Annotated in this window: 16 protein-coding genes; 14 read left to right on the top strand and 2 right to left on the bottom strand. The window is 62.7% G+C overall.

Annotated elements, in window-relative coordinates; all coding sequences use genetic code 11:
- Window positions 1-85: 85 nt before the first annotated feature.
- From tpiA to lpdA, 13 genes are all read left to right on the top strand, one after another.
- On the top strand, window positions 86-841 hold the full coding sequence (tpiA, locus tag ACODSP_RS08350) for a triose-phosphate isomerase (RefSeq protein WP_488965149.1): 756 nt from the start codon (window positions 86-88) through the stop codon (window positions 839-841).
- Window positions 842-1031: 190 nt separating this feature from the next.
- Entirely contained in the window at window positions 1032-1358 is a 327-nt protein-coding gene (secG, locus tag ACODSP_RS08345) for a preprotein translocase subunit SecG (protein WP_054169655.1), read from the top strand.
- Window positions 1359-1527: 169 nt separating this feature from the next.
- Window positions 1528-3156 (top strand): CTP synthase, encoded by a 1629-nt coding sequence (gene pyrG / locus ACODSP_RS08340; protein ID WP_488965148.1) that lies wholly within the window; start codon window positions 1528-1530, stop codon window positions 3154-3156.
- 84 nt (window positions 3157-3240) lie between these two features.
- Window positions 3241-3441: a hypothetical protein gene (locus ACODSP_RS08335; protein WP_488965147.1), complete on the top strand. Its 201-nt coding sequence runs from the start codon at window positions 3241-3243 to the stop codon at window positions 3439-3441.
- 12 nt (window positions 3442-3453) lie between these two features.
- Complete coding sequence (locus ACODSP_RS08330; protein ID WP_488965146.1) at window positions 3454-3861, top strand: hypothetical protein; 408 nt, start codon at window positions 3454-3456, stop codon at window positions 3859-3861.
- On the top strand, window positions 3858-4694 hold the full coding sequence (gene kdsA / locus ACODSP_RS08325; RefSeq protein WP_488965145.1) for a 3-deoxy-8-phosphooctulonate synthase: 837 nt from the start codon (window positions 3858-3860) through the stop codon (window positions 4692-4694). The genes ACODSP_RS08330 and kdsA overlap by 4 nt, the downstream gene beginning before the upstream one ends.
- Before the next feature lie 101 nt (window positions 4695-4795).
- The gene (locus ACODSP_RS08320; RefSeq protein WP_488965144.1) at window positions 4796-5440 is read left to right on the top strand and encodes a lysophospholipid acyltransferase family protein; all 645 of its coding nucleotides are present in this window, start codon (window positions 4796-4798) and stop codon (window positions 5438-5440) included.
- 105 nt (window positions 5441-5545) lie between these two features.
- Window positions 5546-6826: a phosphopyruvate hydratase gene (gene eno, locus ACODSP_RS08315; protein WP_488965143.1), complete on the top strand. Its 1281-nt coding sequence runs from the start codon at window positions 5546-5548 to the stop codon at window positions 6824-6826.
- A gap of 175 nt (window positions 6827-7001) precedes the next feature.
- Window positions 7002-7373: an FtsB family cell division protein gene (locus tag ACODSP_RS08310; RefSeq protein ID WP_444734813.1), complete on the top strand. Its 372-nt coding sequence runs from the start codon at window positions 7002-7004 to the stop codon at window positions 7371-7373.
- A 168-nt stretch (window positions 7374-7541) separates the two neighbouring features.
- Entirely contained in the window at window positions 7542-8558 is a 1017-nt protein-coding gene (gene pdhA / locus ACODSP_RS08305; protein WP_488965142.1) for a pyruvate dehydrogenase (acetyl-transferring) E1 component subunit alpha, read from the top strand.
- Window positions 8559-8584: 26 nt separating this feature from the next.
- A complete protein-coding gene (locus tag ACODSP_RS08300) occupies window positions 8585-9970 on the top strand; it encodes a pyruvate dehydrogenase complex E1 component subunit beta (RefSeq protein ID WP_488965141.1) in 1386 nt (461 codons plus the stop codon).
- 20 nt (window positions 9971-9990) lie between these two features.
- Window positions 9991-11316 (top strand): pyruvate dehydrogenase complex dihydrolipoamide acetyltransferase, encoded by a 1326-nt coding sequence (locus ACODSP_RS08295; RefSeq protein WP_488965140.1) that lies wholly within the window; start codon window positions 9991-9993, stop codon window positions 11314-11316.
- Window positions 11317-11568: 252 nt separating this feature from the next.
- Window positions 11569-12969, top strand: coding sequence for a dihydrolipoyl dehydrogenase (gene lpdA, locus ACODSP_RS08290; RefSeq protein WP_488965139.1), 1401 nt, complete (start codon window positions 11569-11571; stop codon window positions 12967-12969).
- Window positions 12970-13102: 133 nt separating this feature from the next.
- Here the strand turns inward: lpdA and ACODSP_RS08285 are convergent, their stop codons facing one another.
- Window positions 13103-14392 carry a calcium-binding protein gene (locus tag ACODSP_RS08285; protein ID WP_488965211.1) on the bottom strand — a complete coding sequence of 430 codons (1290 nt, stop codon included), beginning with the start codon at window positions 14390-14392 and terminating at the stop codon, window positions 13103-13105.
- Window positions 14393-14430: 38 nt separating this feature from the next.
- The gene (locus tag ACODSP_RS08280) at window positions 14431-14772 is read right to left on the bottom strand and encodes a helix-turn-helix domain-containing protein (RefSeq protein ID WP_488965138.1); all 342 of its coding nucleotides are present in this window, start codon (window positions 14770-14772) and stop codon (window positions 14431-14433) included.
- Window positions 14773-14964: 192 nt separating this feature from the next.
- Here ACODSP_RS08280 and ACODSP_RS08275 point away from each other — a divergent pair, with 192 nt between their 5' ends.
- Window positions 14965-15510, top strand: a complete 546-nt coding sequence (locus tag ACODSP_RS08275; protein WP_488965137.1) for a hypothetical protein — start codon at window positions 14965-14967, stop codon at window positions 15508-15510.
- The last annotated feature ends 80 nt before the right edge of the window (window positions 15511-15590 follow it).

Here is a 15590-nt window from a genome sequence, read left to right as displayed (position 1 = left end):
GCATAATGTTTCCTTACACATAAGGCCGGCGGACCGGGGGCAACCCGGCAGACAAGGCCCCGTGAAAAGAAGAGTAGAGGATGAAATGACCGCTCGCCGTTATCTGATCGCCGGCAATTGGAAAATGCATTGTCGGCGAAGTGATGGTGCTGCGCTGGCCGCCGACCTGGCTGCCCGCGTCGGCCCCACCGCCGATCCGCGATTCGACCTTCTGGTCTGTCCGCCCGCCACCATCATCAATCCTGTGTCACAGGCTGTTACCGGCAGCGCCGTTGCCGTGGGCGGGCAGGATTGCCATGCCCAGGTTCAAGGCGCCCATACCGGTGATATCGCGGCGGAAATGCTGGCCGATGCCGGTGCGACCTTTGTCATTGTCGGCCATTCCGAACGCCGCACCAACCACGGTGAAAGCAGCGCCACCATCAAGGGGAAGGCCGCCGCCGCCCTGCGCGCCGGCCTGACCGCCATCATCTGTGTGGGCGAGACGGAGGCACAGCGTGACGCAGGTCAGGCGGAGTCTGTGGTTGCCGAACAACTGACAGGCTCGATTCCCGATGGCGCGACCGCGTCCAACAGCGTCATCGCCTATGAACCCGTCTGGGCCATCGGTACCGGTCGCACCCCGACCCTGGCCGACATTGCAGCCATGCACGGCATGATCCGCGAAAAGCTGTCGGGTCTGGTCAGCGATCCCGATGCGGTCCGCATCCTGTATGGCGGCTCGGTGAAGCCGTCCAATGCCGCTGAAATCCTTGGGCTTGCCGATGTTGATGGCGCCCTGGTCGGGGGTGCCAGCCTGAAGGCGGATGATTTCTGGGCCATCGCGCAAGCCTGCCCTTGAGACTTCGCTATGGCGCCCCGCCGCACGACCGGTTAATAAGCGTGACGGTTACATGACGCGGGTGCTTCCCGCTTCCCCCTGAAACGGGAAGCGGGCGGCCTTGCGTTTGGGCGCGTGATGCGCCATTTGCTACTGGTCAAGGGCCGTGGGTTCCTACGGTCCGTTCCAATTGGTTGCAGGGATTGTTGGGATGCAAGAGGTAGTCCTGGTCGTGCATCTGCTGATCACGCTGGCGTTGATCGGCGTGGTTCTGGTGCAGAAGTCGGAAGGCGGCGGCCTGGGTGTCGGTGGCGGCACCATGGGTGGTTTCATGACCGCCCGCGGCAGCGCCAACCTGCTGACCCGGACCACCGCCATCCTGGCGGCCCTGTTCTTCTGCACCAGCCTGATTCTGGCCATCCTGGCCGGTACGGGCAGCAGCCAGAAGAGCATTTTCGACAAGGTGCCGGCTCCCGGCACCGAGGCTCCGGCGGCGCCCGCCGAGCCGGCCAAGCCGACGGTCCCCGTCGGCCAGTAAGGCCCTTCGGCGACAGGCCCGTAATATGGCGAGAGGCGGCACATGCCGCCTCTTTCCGTTAGGGCGTGAATATGGTGGAATGGGCATCCGTGCCCCGATGTGAAATCTCGACAAGGATTGGGCCGGAAGGACCCAACCTGTTGGCATGCTTGGCGAAGGTTAGGGTTCCATGACGCGCTTCATCTTCATCACCGGTGGTGTGGTTTCGTCGCTGGGCAAGGGTCTGGCATCTGCCGCCCTTGGCGCGCTGTTGCAGGCACGCGGCTACAAGGTCCGCCTGCGCAAGCTGGACCCCTATCTGAATGTCGATCCCGGCACGATGAGCCCGTACCAGCATGGTGAGGTGTTCGTCACCGATGACGGCGCCGAAACCGATCTGGATCTGGGCCATTACGAGCGCTTCACGGGCGTTCATGCCACCAAGTCGGACAACATCACGACGGGCCGCATCTATTCCAACGTGCTGGCCAAGGAGCGTCGGGGCGACTATCTGGGCGCCACGGTCCAGGTCATCCCGCACATCACCGATGCCATCAAGGACTTCATCGCCGCCGATTTGGATGGTGAGGATTTCGTGCTGTGTGAGGTGGGTGGCACCGTCGGCGATATCGAATCGCTGCCCTTCCTGGAGGCCATCCGTCAGTTCAGCAACGACCAGGGGTCGGAGAACGTGCTGTTCTGCCACGTCACCCTGGTCCCCTATATCCCCGCCGCCGGTGAGCTGAAGACCAAGCCGACCCAGCATTCCGTGAAGGAGCTGCTGTCGGTCGGTATCCAGCCGCAGATGCTGCTGTGCCGCGCTGACCGCGACATTCCGGAGAATGAGCGCCGCAAGATCGCGCAGTTCTGCAACATCAAGAAGGAATGCGTGATCGCCGCCCTGGATGTCGACACCATCTATCAGGTGCCGATCTCCTATCACGAGCAGGGCTTTGACACCGAAGTGCTGAAATATTTCGGCATGGCTCCCGACGGCGCCCCCGACCTGTCGCGCTGGGAAGAGATTGTGCGCCGCGTGCGCAACCCGGAAGGCACCGTCACCATCGCGGTGGTGGGCAAATATACCAGCCTTCTGGACGCCTATAAGTCGCTGGGCGAGGCGCTGACCCATGGCGGTATCGCCAACAATGTGAAGGTCAAGCTGGACTGGATCGACGCCGAGATTTTTGAAAGCGGCGAGGCCCTGGAACAGCTGGAGCATGTGCATGGCATCCTGGTGCCCGGCGGCTTTGGTGAACGCGGGACCGAGGGTAAGATCCGCGCGGTGCAGTTCGCGCGCGAACACAAGATCCCCTATTTCGGCATCTGCTTCGGCATGCAGATGGCGGTGATCGAAAGTGCGCGTCACCTGGCTGGGCTGAAATATGCCGGCTCCACGGAATTCGGTCGCCCCGATCCCGCCGTCGTTGGTCTGATGACGGAATGGACCCAGGGCAATCAGCTGGTTCAGCGTCAGGAAGGCGGCGATCTGGGCGGCACCATGCGCCTGGGCTCCTATAACTGCCACCTGCTGCCCGGTACGCGCGTCAGCGACATCTACGGCAGCGAGGATATCGTCGAGCGTCACCGCCACCGCTATGAAGTGAACATCAACTTCAAGGAGACGCTGGAGAAGGTGGGTCTGAAATTCTCCGGCCTGTCGCCCGATGGCATCCTGCCGGAAATCGTTGAGCTGCCGGACCATCCCTGGTTCGTGGGCGTGCAGTTCCATCCGGAACTGAAGTCCAAGCCGTTTGAGCCGCACCCGCTGTTCACCAGCTTCATCGGCGCCGCCATCGCGCAGAGCCGGCTGGTTTGATTCTATCTTGTGATTGGTTCACCCGCAGCCATATGTAAGTATGGTCACGGGTGGACTGAACACCGGGATGGAGGTTTTGCTCCCATGAATGACGCCCTTGAACGCCGGGATGTGGTGAAGCTGGCCGAGGTGTCGCGCTCCCTCCTGGATGAAGCGGAAAGGCTCTTGATTATCGCAGACGCGGAGAATGATCCTTTGCGTCAACGTCAATTGTTTGACGTCGCACGTCGTCTGGCGAAGCAAGGAAATGTGATGGTTGGCTTGACGTCGAAGCTAGCCAGTTAAGGTTCGTGGACTATGGCAGACGATGGAGTCAACGAACCGCAGCAAGTTCCCAGCGCCCCGGATCGGCTGGCGGCTGTTGAAAGGCTCGCACTGATTCAACACATTTCCGACGATAAGGCATCGTTGGATAAAGTTAGTGACCGACTTTCCGCTTCTGATTACGCCAGCCGTAAACAGGCAGATGATCAGTCGCATATTGCCCGGATGGTGTTGAATCTCTTCCGTTGGTGTGTTGCCGTCGTTCTGGCCCTTCTCATCTTCGATTTTGCGGCTCGCCTTTATGGCGTCTCGATCGACAACACCGCTCTCGTCCGAGAAGTCATCGATTTCGTGAAGGTCGCCATTCTCCCTCTTGTAACGCTTGTTCTGGGTTTCTATTTCGGTCGCCTGGAGAGCAACAGGAAAGATCAGGAAAAGTGACCCGCACCGTTAATGTCGGCCCGCTGTCGATTGCCAATGACCGGCCCTTCACACTGATCGCCGGCCCGTGTCAGCTGGAAAGCCGCGACCATGCCTTTGCCATGGCGGGGGCGCTGTCGGAACTGACGAAGAAACTCGGCATCGGCCTGATCTACAAGACCAGCTTCGACAAGGCCAACCGCACCTCGCTCAGCGCGCAGCGTGGGTTGGGCATGGACCAGTCGCTGCCCATCCTGGCCGATATCCGCGATACGTTCGGTTGTCCCGTCCTGACCGACATCCACAGCGCCGATCAATGCGCGCCGGTGGCGGAGGTCGTGGACGTATTGCAAATCCCCGCTTTCCTGTGCCGGCAGACGGACCTGCTGCTGGCCGCCGGTGAGACTGGCAAGCCCATCAATGTGAAGAAGGGGCAGTTCCTGGCGCCCTGGGACATGAAGAATGTCGCCGCCAAGATCGCGTCCACCGGCAATCACAACATCCTGCTGTGCGAACGCGGGGCCAGCTTCGGCTATAACACGCTGGTCAGCGACATGCGTTCCCTGCCCATCATGGCGCAGACCGGCTACCCCGTGGTCTATGACGCCACCCATTCGGTGCAGCAGCCGGGCGGGCAGGGCAGCAGCAGCGGTGGCCAGCGCGAATTCGTGCCCGTCCTGGCCCGTGCGGCCATCGCCATCGGCGTGGCGGCGGTTTTCATGGAGACGCACGAAAACCCGGATTGCGCGCCCAGCGACGGTCCCAACATGGTGCCGCTGAACCAGATGGAAGGCGTGCTGTCCGCGCTGCTGGCCTTTGACCGCATCGCCAAGGCCAACCCGGTCAGCATCTGACCATAAGCACCTTTGACAAGGACCCGGCCTTTGCCCACCATCGGCGTATAACGAAAGGCGGGGCCCGCAACCCCGCCGCTGGTGTGAGGAAGACGCAATCCATGTCCGTTCCGTCCCTGGGCCCCCGCAATGACCGGCGGGGCGGCCCGATTTCTCGGTTCATTGGCCGTGTTGGCCTGCGCCTGCTGGGCTGGCGCATCGCGGGTGCCTTTCCGAATTTGGAAAAGTTCGTGGTGATCGGGGCGCCGCATACCTCCAACCATGATTTCTTTGTCGCCATGGCCACCATCCTGGCCACCGACCTGCGCATCCATATCCTGGGCAAGCACACCTTGTTCCGGGGGCCGCTGGGTCCCATCATGCGCTGGTGCGATGTGCTGCCGGTGGATCGCCGGTCGGCGCATGGGGTGGTGGGTGATTGCGTGGCCGCCATTGATGCGGCGGAGAAGATGGTGGTCGGCGTCGCGCCGGAGGGGACACGCAACCCCAAACCAGGGGCCGGATGGAAGACGGGCTTCTGGCAAATTGCGCGACAGGCCGGCGTTCCGATCATACCTGTCGCGCTGGATTATGCGACCCACACGATCCGTATCGGCGAACCGTTGGAGACGACGGAGAGCCTGGAGGCTGATTTCGCCTTGCTTTCCGCCTTCTATGCAGGCGTGCAGGGAGCAAAGCGGCGGCTTCCCATGACCATCCCTATCGGTGGGACGCGACCGGCGGAGCCGGCGGGCACGGCGGGGTAGCGAAACCGTCCCTTGTCGAGGGGCGGCATCTGGCGTTATCCCCTTCATCCCGTATTTACCCTTTTCGGGTTCACGGCATCCACGCCCACGGAAGAGAGAGGCCCCATGTCCGCCATCATCGACATTCACGCGCGCGAAATCCTCGACAGCCGCGGCAACCCGACCGTCGAGGTTGAGGTCCGTCTGGAATCCGGTGCCTTTGGCCGGGCCGCCGTTCCGTCGGGCGCCTCCACCGGCGCGCATGAAGCCGTCGAACTGCGCGATGGCGACAAGGCCCGCTACCTGGGCAAGGGCGTGCTGAAGGCCGTTGAGGCCGTGAATGGCGAGATCGCCGACACGCTGGTCGGTCTGGAAAGCACCGATCAGGTCGCCATCGACGCCGCCATGATCGATCTGGACGGCACGCCGAACAAGGGCCGCCTGGGCGCCAATGCCATCCTGGGCGTGTCGATGGCTGTGGCCAAGGCCTCTGCCGATGAGCTGGACCTGCCGCTCTATCGCTATGTCGGTGGCGCCAATGCCCGCATCCTGCCGGTGCCGATGATGAACATCATCAATGGCGGTGCCCATGCCGACAATCCCATCGACATCCAGGAATTCATGGTGATGCCGGTCGGTGCGGAAACCTGCGCCGAGGCCATCCGCGTGGGTGCGGAGATTTTTCACGCCCTGAAGAAGAAGCTGAAGGCCGCCGGTCACAACACCGCCGTGGGCGACGAGGGCGGCTTTGCCCCCAACCTGTCCTCGACCACGGAGGCGCTGGACTTCATCGTCGCCGCCATCGCCGATGCCGGGTACAAGGCCGGTGAGAATGTGCTGCTGGCACTGGACGCCGCCTCGACCGAGTTCTTCAAGAACGGCAAGTATGAGCTGGAAGGCGAGGGCAAGAGCCTGACCCCGGCGGAAATGGTCGCCTACTGGGCCGATCTGGTGTCGAAGTACCCGATTGTCTCCATCGAAGACGGCATGGCCGAGGATGATTGGGAAGGCTGGAAGCTGCTGACCGACGCCATCGGCGGCAAGGTGCAGCTGGTGGGCGACGACCTGTTCGTCACCAACCCGGTTCGCCTGTCCGACGGCATCAAGAAGGGCGTGGGCAACTCCATCCTGGTGAAGGTCAACCAGATCGGCACCCTGACGGAGACGCTGGAAGCCGTCCGCATTGCGCAGAATGCCGGCTACACCGCCGTCCTGTCGCACCGTTCGGGCGAGACCGAGGACAGCACCATCGCCGACCTGGCCGTCGCCACCAACTGCGGCCAGATCAAGACCGGGTCGCTCTCCCGTTCGGACCGGATTGCCAAGTACAACCAGTTGATCCGCATCGAGGAAGGCCTGGGCGTCGCGTCCGTCTATCCGGGCCGTTCGGCGCTGAAGCGCGGCTGATCGATAGTCGGTTGCAGAGTTGCGAAAGGGCGGTCCCACGGGGCCGCCCTTTTTCGTTTGGTGTATCTTCTGTTCCTAACCCTTTCGGCTATACCCATCTGATTCAGCGTGATTTTTCGTCGCGTTTCCACCTTTGTCATTGACCGCGCGACTCGGGCTGTGATTCCATCCCCGCATGACGACGATCCGCACCCTCCGCTCCGCCCTTGGCCGCACTGTCCGACAGGTTGTCGGGCCGATGATCGGCGTGTCCGTGGTGGCCTATTTCGCCTATCACACGGTGCATGGTGATCGCGGCCTTGTGGCCCTGACGCACCTGCAAAGCGAGGTTGCGCGCGCACAATCCACCTTGGATCAGGTGCGTGGGGAGCGGGAGGAGATGGAGCGCCGGGCCAGCCTGTTGCGCCCCGACAATCTGGACCCCGACCTTCTGGAGGAGCGGGCGCGCGCCGTCCTGAACCAGTCGCACCCTGACGATATGGTAATCCTCCTTCCACGACGCTCTGCCACGCAGTCCACGCAGGGCAACCCCGACCAAGGTCGGTAAGTTGCTGAAAACAAGGCAATTAGCCTAAATCAGGTTAACGCTGATTTTCTCAAGTAAAACAATCTTTTGCACTGCACACTCCTTGCGCTCCGCGGATAGTGGCGATACCTCTTATCGCATCGCACAGCGATCACGCTATTCCGCAACCCCCATCCCTGGGAGGAGCCCGTGGCAGTTACCAAGCGCCGCAGCACCCGTACAGCGGCCCAAGCGGCCCCGGCCTTGCCGAGCAAGGACGAGCTTATCCGCTATTACCGCGAAATGCTGTTGATCCGCCGTTTTGAAGAAAAGGCGGGGCAACTGTACGGCATGGGCCTGATCGGTGGTTTCTGCCACCTCTATATCGGTCAGGAAGCCGTTGTCGTCGGTATCCAGGCCGCCATGCGTGAGGGCGACAGCGTCATCACCTCCTACCGCGATCACGGCCATATGCTGGCCTGCGGCATGGAAAGCCGGGGCGTCATGGCCGAACTGACGGGCCGCGCCGGTGGTTATTCCAAGGGCAAGGGCGGCTCGATGCACATGTTCAGCCGTGAGAAGCGTTTCTACGGCGGCCATGGCATCGTTGCGGCGCAGGTGCCGATCGGCGCCGGCCTGGGCTTTGCGCACAAGTATCTGGGCGATGGCGGCCTGAACGCCTGCTACATGGGCGACGGCGCCATCAACCAGGGCCAGGTGTACGAGACGTTCAACATGGCGGCGCTGTGGAAGCTGCCGACCCTGTTCGTCATCGAGAACAACAAGTACGCCATGGGCACCGCCCAGGCCCGCGCCTCCGCCGGGGAGCTGTTCGAGCGCGGCAGTGCCTATGGCATTCCGGGCTATCAGGTGAACGGCATGGACGTGCTGGAGGTGAAGGCGGCGGCTGACAAGGCCATCGCCCATATCCGCGCCGGCAATGGCCCCGTCATCCTGGAAATGAAGACCTACCGCTATCGTGGCCATTCCATGTCCGATCCGGCCAAGTACCGGACCAAGGAAGAGGTCAACAAGATGCGGTCGGAAAGCGATCCGATCGACAATCTGAAGAAGCTGCTGCTGGACCAGGGCGTCACCGACGAGGAAGCCTTGAAGGTGATCGACCGCGAGGTGAAGGATATCGTCACCGACGCGGCCGAATTCGCCACCACCAGCCCCGAGCCCGATCCGTCCGAACTGTGGACGGACGTTCTGGTCGAAGCCTGATCAGGCCGCAGCGGAGGATTTGAGAGATGGTACAGGTTCTGATGCCGGCCCTGTCGCCGACCATGACGGAAGGCAAGCTGGCCAAGTGGCTGAAGAAGGTAGGCGACACCGTGAAGAGCGGTGACGTGCTGGCCGAGATTGAGACCGACAAGGCCACCATGGAAGTGGAAGCCGTCGATGAGGGTACGCTGACCGAGATCCTGGTGCCTGAGGGTACCGAGAATGTCGCCGTGAACACCCCCATCGCCAGCATCCGGGGCGAGGACGAAGCCGCAGCCCCGGCTGCTGCACCGGCGCCCGCTGCCGCTGCACCGGCGCCCGCTGCCGCTGCACCGGCCCCGGCCCCCGTGGCCGCCGCCCCGGTTGCGGCTGCTCCGGCCCCGAAGGCGGTCCCCGCCGCGTCGGATGAGGATCACTGGTACAAGTCGACGCAGACCATGACGGTGCGCGAGGCCCTGCGTGAGGGCATGGCCGCCGAAATGCGCCGCGACGAGACCGTGTTGCTGATGGGTGAAGAGGTCGCCGAATACCAGGGCGCCTATAAGATCTCCCAGGGCCTTTTGCAGGAATTCGGTGAAAAGCGCGTCATCGACACGCCGATCACCGAACATGGTTTTGCCGGTCTGGCCGTGGGTGCTGCATTCGGGGGCTTGCGTCCGATTGTGGAGTTCATGACCATGAACTTCTCGATGCAGGCCATCGACCACATCATCAATTCGGCTGCCAAGACGCTGTACATGTCGGGCGGTCAGATGGGCTGCCCCATCGTGTTCCGTGGCCCCAACGGTGCCGCCGCCCGCGTGGGCGCGCAGCACAGCCAGTGCTACGCCTCCTGGTACGCCCACGTACCGGGCCTGAAGGTTCTGGCGCCTTACAGCGCCGCCGACGCCAAGGGCCTGATGCGCGCTGCCATCCGCGATCCGAACCCGGTCGTGTTCCTGGAGAATGAGATTCTCTATGGTCACAGCTTCGAGGTTCCGACCGATCCCGACTTCATCCTGCCCATCGGCAAGGCGAAGATCGAACGCGCCGGTACCGACGTGACCATCGTCGCCTACTCCATCTGTGTCGGCCATGCCCTGGCCGCCGCCGAAAAGCTGGCCGCCGAGGGGATCAGTGCCGAGGTCATCAATCTGCGCTCCATCCGTCCGCTGGATATCGACACCATCGTCGAGAGCGTGAAGAAGACCAACCGTCTGGTTTCGGTCGAGGAAAGCTGGCCCTTCGCCGGTATCGGTTCCGAAATGGCCGCGGTCATGATGGAACACGCCTTCGATTATCTGGATGCGCCGGTGGTCCGCGTCTGCGCCAAGGATGTGCCGCTGCCCTACGCGGCCAACCTTGAAAAGCTGGCCCTGCCGCAGCCTGACGATGTCGTGGCCGCCGTCAAATCCGTCACCTACCGTAAATAAGGCAAAGGGAGGCTCTCAAGATGCCCGTTGATATCCTGATGCCCGCGCTGTCGCCGACCATGACGGAAGGCAAGCTGGCGAAGTGGGTGAAAAAGGAAGGCGACAAGGTCAAGTCCGGCGACGTGCTGGCCGAGATCGAAACCGACAAGGCCACCATGGAAGTGGAGGCCGTGGACGAGGGCACGCTGGGCAAGATCCTGGTGGCCGAAGGGACCGAGGGCGTGGCGGTGAATACCCGCATCGCCATCATCCTGGAGGATGGGGAGGATGCATCCGCCCTGTCCGCCGCGCCCAAGGCTGCTGCTGCTGCCCCGGCACCAGCCGCTGCCCCGGCTGCTTCTGCCGCTCCGGCGGCCGCTGCGGCCCCGGCTGCGGTGGCGGCCCCTGCTGCCGCCGCCCATGGTGACCGCGTGTTCGCCAGCCCGCTGGCCCGCCGCATGGCGGCGCAAAGCGGTCTGGACCTGTCCGGCGTTGCCGGCACCGGTCCGCATGGTCGCGTGGTGAAGGCCGATGTGGAAGCCGCCTTGAAGGGTGGTGCGCCGAAGGCCGCCGCCGCACCGGCTGCTGCCCCGGTTGCCGCTGCTCCCGTCGCCGCCCCGGCGCCGGTGGCTGCGGCTGCCGCGCCGAAGGGTGTGGACGCCAAGGCGCTCGCCGACAAGCTGGGCATGAAGTACAAGGTCCTGCCCAACAGCGGCATGCGCAAGACCATCGCCAAGCGTCTGACCGAAGCCTGGCAGACCATCCCGCACTTTGGTCTGGCTGTTGATTGCGAGATCGACAACCTGCTGAAGCTGCGCGCCGAACTGAACGCGAAGTCGGGAGAGAAGATCTCCGTCAATGATTTCGTGGTCAAGGCGGTGGCCGTGGCGCTGGCCAAGTACCCGGCGGCCAACGTGTCCTGGCACGAGGATGGCATTCTTCAGTATGAGAATGTCGACGTCTCCGTCGCCGTCTCCACCGATGGCGGTCTGATCACCCCCATCGTGAAGAATGCCGACCGCAAGGGCCTTGCCGCCATCTCGGCGGATGTCAAGGAACTGGCGAAGAAGGCCAAGGAAGGCAAGCTGAAGCCGGAAGAATTCCAGGGTGGCACGTTCAGCGTGTCCAACCTGGGCATGTTCGGCATCAAGAGCTTCACCTCCATCATCAACCCGCCGCAGAGCTGTATCCTGTCGGTCGGTGCGGGTGAGAAGCGCCCCGTGGTCAAGGGCGACGCGCTGGCCATCGCCACCGTCATGTCCCTGACCCTGACCGTCGACCACCGTTCGGTGGACGGTGCGGTCGGTGCGGAGTTCCTGAAGCTGCTGAAGGGCCTGATCGAAGACCCGATCACTCTGATGCTGTGATGAGAATGGGGTGGGGGCTGATGGCTTTCACCCCGTTTTCACAATGTACCCTACCGTCATCCCGGCGAAAGCCGGGACCCAGGGGCCGGCGGCACCACGATAGGGATATTTCGATCAAAGTTGCTGAAACGTTGGGCTTGTGGCCCCTGGGTCCCGGCTTTCGCCGGGATGACGGAGGAGGGGTGGGTAATGGTTGAGGCTTTAGGCCTCCTGTTGCCGACCTCAGCGCCCCTGACATGAAGGACCAAAATCATGGCCGAGAATTTCGACCTCATCGTCATCGGCGCCGGCCCCGGCGGCTATGTCGCTGCCATCCGCGCGGCCCAGTTGGGCATGAAGACCGCCGTGGTGGAGCGTGAGCATCTGGGCGGCATCTGCCTCAACTGGGGCTGCATCCCGACCAAGGCGCTGCTGCGCTCCGCCGAAATCGCGCACTATATCGAGCATGCCCAGTCCTACGGCATCAAGGTCGAGGGTAAGGTGACGCTGGATGTGGAAGCCATCGTCAAGCGCTCGCGCGGGGTCGCCAACCAGCTTTCTGCCGGCGTGAAGGGCCTGCTGAAGAAGAACAAGGTCACCGTCCTGGACGGTTCCGCCAAGCTGCTGGGTGCGGCCAAGGTCGCTGTCACCGCTAAGGATGGCAAGGTGACGGACGTCACGGCTAAGCACATCATCATCGCCACCGGTGCCCGCGCCCGTGTGCTGCCGGGTCTGGAACCCGATGGCAAGCTGGTCTGGACCTACAAGGAAGCCATGGTGCCGACGGCCACGCCGAAGAGCATGCTGGTCATCGGTACCGGCGCCATCGGTGTGGAATTTGCCTGCTTCTATAAGGCCATGGGCGTTGACGTGACCCTGGTGGAGGTGCTGGACCGCATCCTGCCGGTGGAAGACGAGGAAATCAGCGCCTTCGCCGCCAAGGCCTTCACCAAGCAGGGCATCAAGATCAAGACCGGCGCCAAGGTGGTCAAGCTGGACCGCCATGCCGACAGCGTGACGGCCCATATCGATGTCGCCGGCAAGGTGGAGACGGTCACCGTTGACCGCATCATCTCTGCCGTTGGCATCGTCGCCAATACCGAGGGGCTGGGCCTGGAAAACACCAAGGTCAAGCTGGACCGGGGCCATATCGTCAATGACGGCTATGGCCGCACGGATGAGCCGGGCGTCTATGCCATCGGCGACGTGGCCGGTGCCCCCTGGCTGGCGCACAAGGCCAGCCATGAAGGCATCATCTGCGTTGAGAAGATTGCCGGCCTGCCGCATGTCCATACCATGGACAAGTCCAACATCCCCGGCTGCACCTATTCCTTCCCGCAGGTCGCCAGCGTCGGCCTGACGGAAGCCAAGGCCAAGGCCGCCGGGCATGAGGTCAAGGTTGGCCGCTTCCCGTTCATCGGCAATGGCAAGGCCATCGCGCTGGGTGAGCCGGAAGGTCTGGTCAAGACCGTGTTCGATGCCAAGACCGGCGAGTTGCTGGGCGCCCACATGATCGGTGCGGAAGTGACCGAACTTATCCAGGGCTATACCATCGGCAAGACGGCGGAGCTGACGGAAGCAGAATTCATGCACACCGTCTTCCCGCACCCGACCCTGTCGGAAATGATGCACGAGTCGGTGCTGGCCGCCTATGGCCGCGCCATCCATTACTGATCCGCCCCACGGCTGATCCATGCAACGGCGGGGGAGCGATCCCCCGCCGTTTTGTGTTCAAGGGGTTCGAAATGCACAAAGGCCCCGCCGGGCGACGGGGCCTTTGCTTTCCCGGCTAACGGGGTGGGGCTGATTAACCCCAGAAGCCGGTATCGGTGGCGCCAACGGGCGCAGTTGGCTGTGCCGTGATGGCCATCAGGCTGGAATGCGGCAGATTGAACAGGCCGAAGGCACTGCTGCTGGCTGTCGAAACATTGACGCTGCTGCCGGGCAGGACGTTCAGCACGCTGTCGATCTGGCCGTCGCCGTCCAGATCGATCTCCACATTGGTGCCGCTGATCCGGCCATCATCTTCCGGGAGGGCGATGTTTTCGCCCCCGCTGATGACTGTCACGATCCAGTCCACGGTCTGGAAGGACAGACGGTCGCCCTCCACGGCCCGGAAATCCAGGATCTGGTTGGCCAGATTGATGCGCTGTCCGTTATTTGACAGGCTGAGCCAGGAGCTGACGACATCGTCGGTGATGACGAAATTGTCGGCACCGGCGCCGCCGACGGCAATATCATCGCGGTCCAATATCAGGGTGTCGTCACCATCGCCACCAACCAGCGTGTCCCGGCCCGCCCCACCGATCAGCGTGTCATTCCCAGCCCCGCCAATCAGCAGATCATCACCATCGCCGCCAATCAACAGGTCATGGCCGGCACCACCGTGCAGCACATCATTGCCGGCACCGCCGATGAGGGTCAGGTCAGCCGTCTGGATGATCCGCACCGGTTCGGCTGGCATGATCTGAACCGGCTGATGGATGGGCAGCGGCGCCGGTTGCACGATGGCAGAAGCGGTCTCTTCCTTTGCAACCGATTCTGGAGTGCGGCTATTGATCAGCAGTGGCAGGGGGACAACGTGTGAGCGATCCTTATCCCCTTCATGGGATATGATGCTGACGGGCGGTGTATCGTTGCCAGTGTCGGCCAGCAATGCCAGGGCGGGCAGGGCAGGGGCGATGACATTAGGGTCGTCCGCCATTTCCGCCGCGCTGGCCGGTTCAGTGGACAGATAGAAGTCCACGACCATCGCCAGGGCGGCCAGCACCACGACATTCTGCGCCTGACCATAGGAATCCTCGCCGCGACCCGTGGCGCGGGTCAGCAGGCGGCGCAGATCATCGCCTTCGACCAGAAGGTCGCGTGACATTTCGTGCACGATGAACTTGCCTGCGATCCGGGCGACATGCACCAGAATGTCGCCTGTCCCCGCGTGATAGATCACGAACCAGGGATCACCGGCGTCGCTGATGCCGGACGCGGTTTCGATCTCCACATTATCCGCCGACAATGCATCGGACAGGCGGAACAGTTCGGCCTTTTCCTGGTTCGTCCATTGTCCGGTGCGTGCCACGGCCCGGATGAAACTCAGCACATCCCCCAAGGGTTCCTCCCCCTTTTGACCGACCGTTGTTAGGCCCGGCCCGTCACATCGCTTGGAAACAGCAGGCGGAAAATATCGGGTTCATAAAAACGCAGCAGCATCTTGGCGAAATCCTGCCGCGGAACGCCGATACAGTCGGCCCATTGCTGAAAATGCTCGGACGGAACGCGGCCATGGCCGCCCTCCACCTGGCTGACGAAGGTGTAGTAGCGATAGCCAACCTGTTCGGCCAACTGCGCCTGGGTGATGCCCGCCGCCTCGCGCCGTGCCGACAGCCATTTGCCGGCCTGCTTGCGCATCTCCTTGGTCTGCTTGGCTTTCGGATTGTCCGCCGGGCGGGTTTTCGTCCGCTGTTCGGGTTCCGTGATCATCACCGCCTCCACGCTCCACTGCCGTCAACGCTGGCACAAGCCTGTTGTATGCGCAAGATTGAATTTCAAATAGCATAGTTTCAAAATCGCTTGACTGTAAATTCAAGTTTCAAGATTACTGTACATCGCGACGGCCACGGACGGGACCCTTCCCGCCGATGTGGTGCTTCGCATTCCTCAGGAGAAAAAGAGATGTTTGTTGCTGATAATGCGGGTCTGCCGCCCGCCGGTGAAGTGACCATCACCTCCCTGCCGGTCATCGGCGGTGAGATAAAGATTCTGCCGTTCCCCATGCCGGGTGATGATGGTGTGGTCACCATCATGCCGGTTGAAGATGGTCAGATGACGATCCTGCCCTATCCGCTGCCCACGGATGACGGCGTCTTCACCATTCTGCCGTTCCCGATGCCGGGCGATGGCGTTTTCAATATCCTGCCGGTCGATTTCGACTTCAGCGCCGTCAGCTCCATCACCCTGGGCGAGTTCAACTTCGGTGCCCTGGACTGGAACGCGCTGCTGCCGGAAGAGTTCGTGCAGTTGGCCGGCTTCGGCTTCCAGTCTTTCAGCGTTCTGGACGGTGTCGTCAGCCTGACGCTGCTGGACGGGTCGATTTTCGAACTGTCGTTGGGCGCCACGGAGCCGGTGTCGGTGGACGGTATCGAAGGCGGCCGTCTGATGGTTGATCCGTCGACGCTGACCGGCGCCCTGCTGGACGGCTTCAACGCCGGCTGGATCTGATCCGATGATGCGGCCTGACCTGATGGTTGGTCGCATCATGGGAAGGGTCCGGCCGTCACGACGTCTGATCCACGGATGAC

Source organism: Niveispirillum sp. FG156, from assembly GCF_057809555.1.
The sequence above is the reverse complement of the archived record's forward strand: the minus strand, read 5'-3'. Positions and strand labels throughout refer to the sequence as shown.

What these genes read in the sequence shown, in the direction of transcription:
- ACODSP_RS08320 (WP_488965144.1), top strand. Translation starts at nt 4,796, where the DNA reads ATGTCCGTTCCGTCCCTGGGCCCCCGCAATGACCGGCGGGGCGGCCCG.
- pyrG (WP_488965148.1), top strand. Translation starts at nt 1,528, where the DNA reads ATGACGCGCTTCATCTTCATCACCGGTGGTGTGGTTTCGTCGCTGGGC.
- lpdA (WP_488965139.1), top strand. Translation starts at nt 11,569, where the DNA reads ATGGCCGAGAATTTCGACCTCATCGTCATCGGCGCCGGCCCCGGCGGC.
- ACODSP_RS08280 (WP_488965138.1), bottom strand. Translation starts at nt 14,772, where the DNA reads ATGATCACGGAACCCGAACAGCGGACGAAAACCCGCCCGGCGGACAAT.
- ACODSP_RS08330 (WP_488965146.1), top strand. Translation starts at nt 3,454, where the DNA reads ATGGCAGACGATGGAGTCAACGAACCGCAGCAAGTTCCCAGCGCCCCG.
- ACODSP_RS08335 (WP_488965147.1), top strand. Translation starts at nt 3,241, where the DNA reads ATGAATGACGCCCTTGAACGCCGGGATGTGGTGAAGCTGGCCGAGGTG.
- ACODSP_RS08275 (WP_488965137.1), top strand. Translation starts at nt 14,965, where the DNA reads ATGTTTGTTGCTGATAATGCGGGTCTGCCGCCCGCCGGTGAAGTGACC.
- secG (WP_054169655.1), top strand. Translation starts at nt 1,032, where the DNA reads ATGCAAGAGGTAGTCCTGGTCGTGCATCTGCTGATCACGCTGGCGTTG.
- tpiA (WP_488965149.1), top strand. Translation starts at nt 86, where the DNA reads ATGACCGCTCGCCGTTATCTGATCGCCGGCAATTGGAAAATGCATTGT.
- ACODSP_RS08295 (WP_488965140.1), top strand. Translation starts at nt 9,991, where the DNA reads ATGCCCGTTGATATCCTGATGCCCGCGCTGTCGCCGACCATGACGGAA.
- eno (WP_488965143.1), top strand. Translation starts at nt 5,546, where the DNA reads ATGTCCGCCATCATCGACATTCACGCGCGCGAAATCCTCGACAGCCGC.
- ACODSP_RS08310 (WP_444734813.1), top strand. Translation starts at nt 7,002, where the DNA reads ATGACGACGATCCGCACCCTCCGCTCCGCCCTTGGCCGCACTGTCCGA.
- ACODSP_RS08300 (WP_488965141.1), top strand. Translation starts at nt 8,585, where the DNA reads ATGGTACAGGTTCTGATGCCGGCCCTGTCGCCGACCATGACGGAAGGC.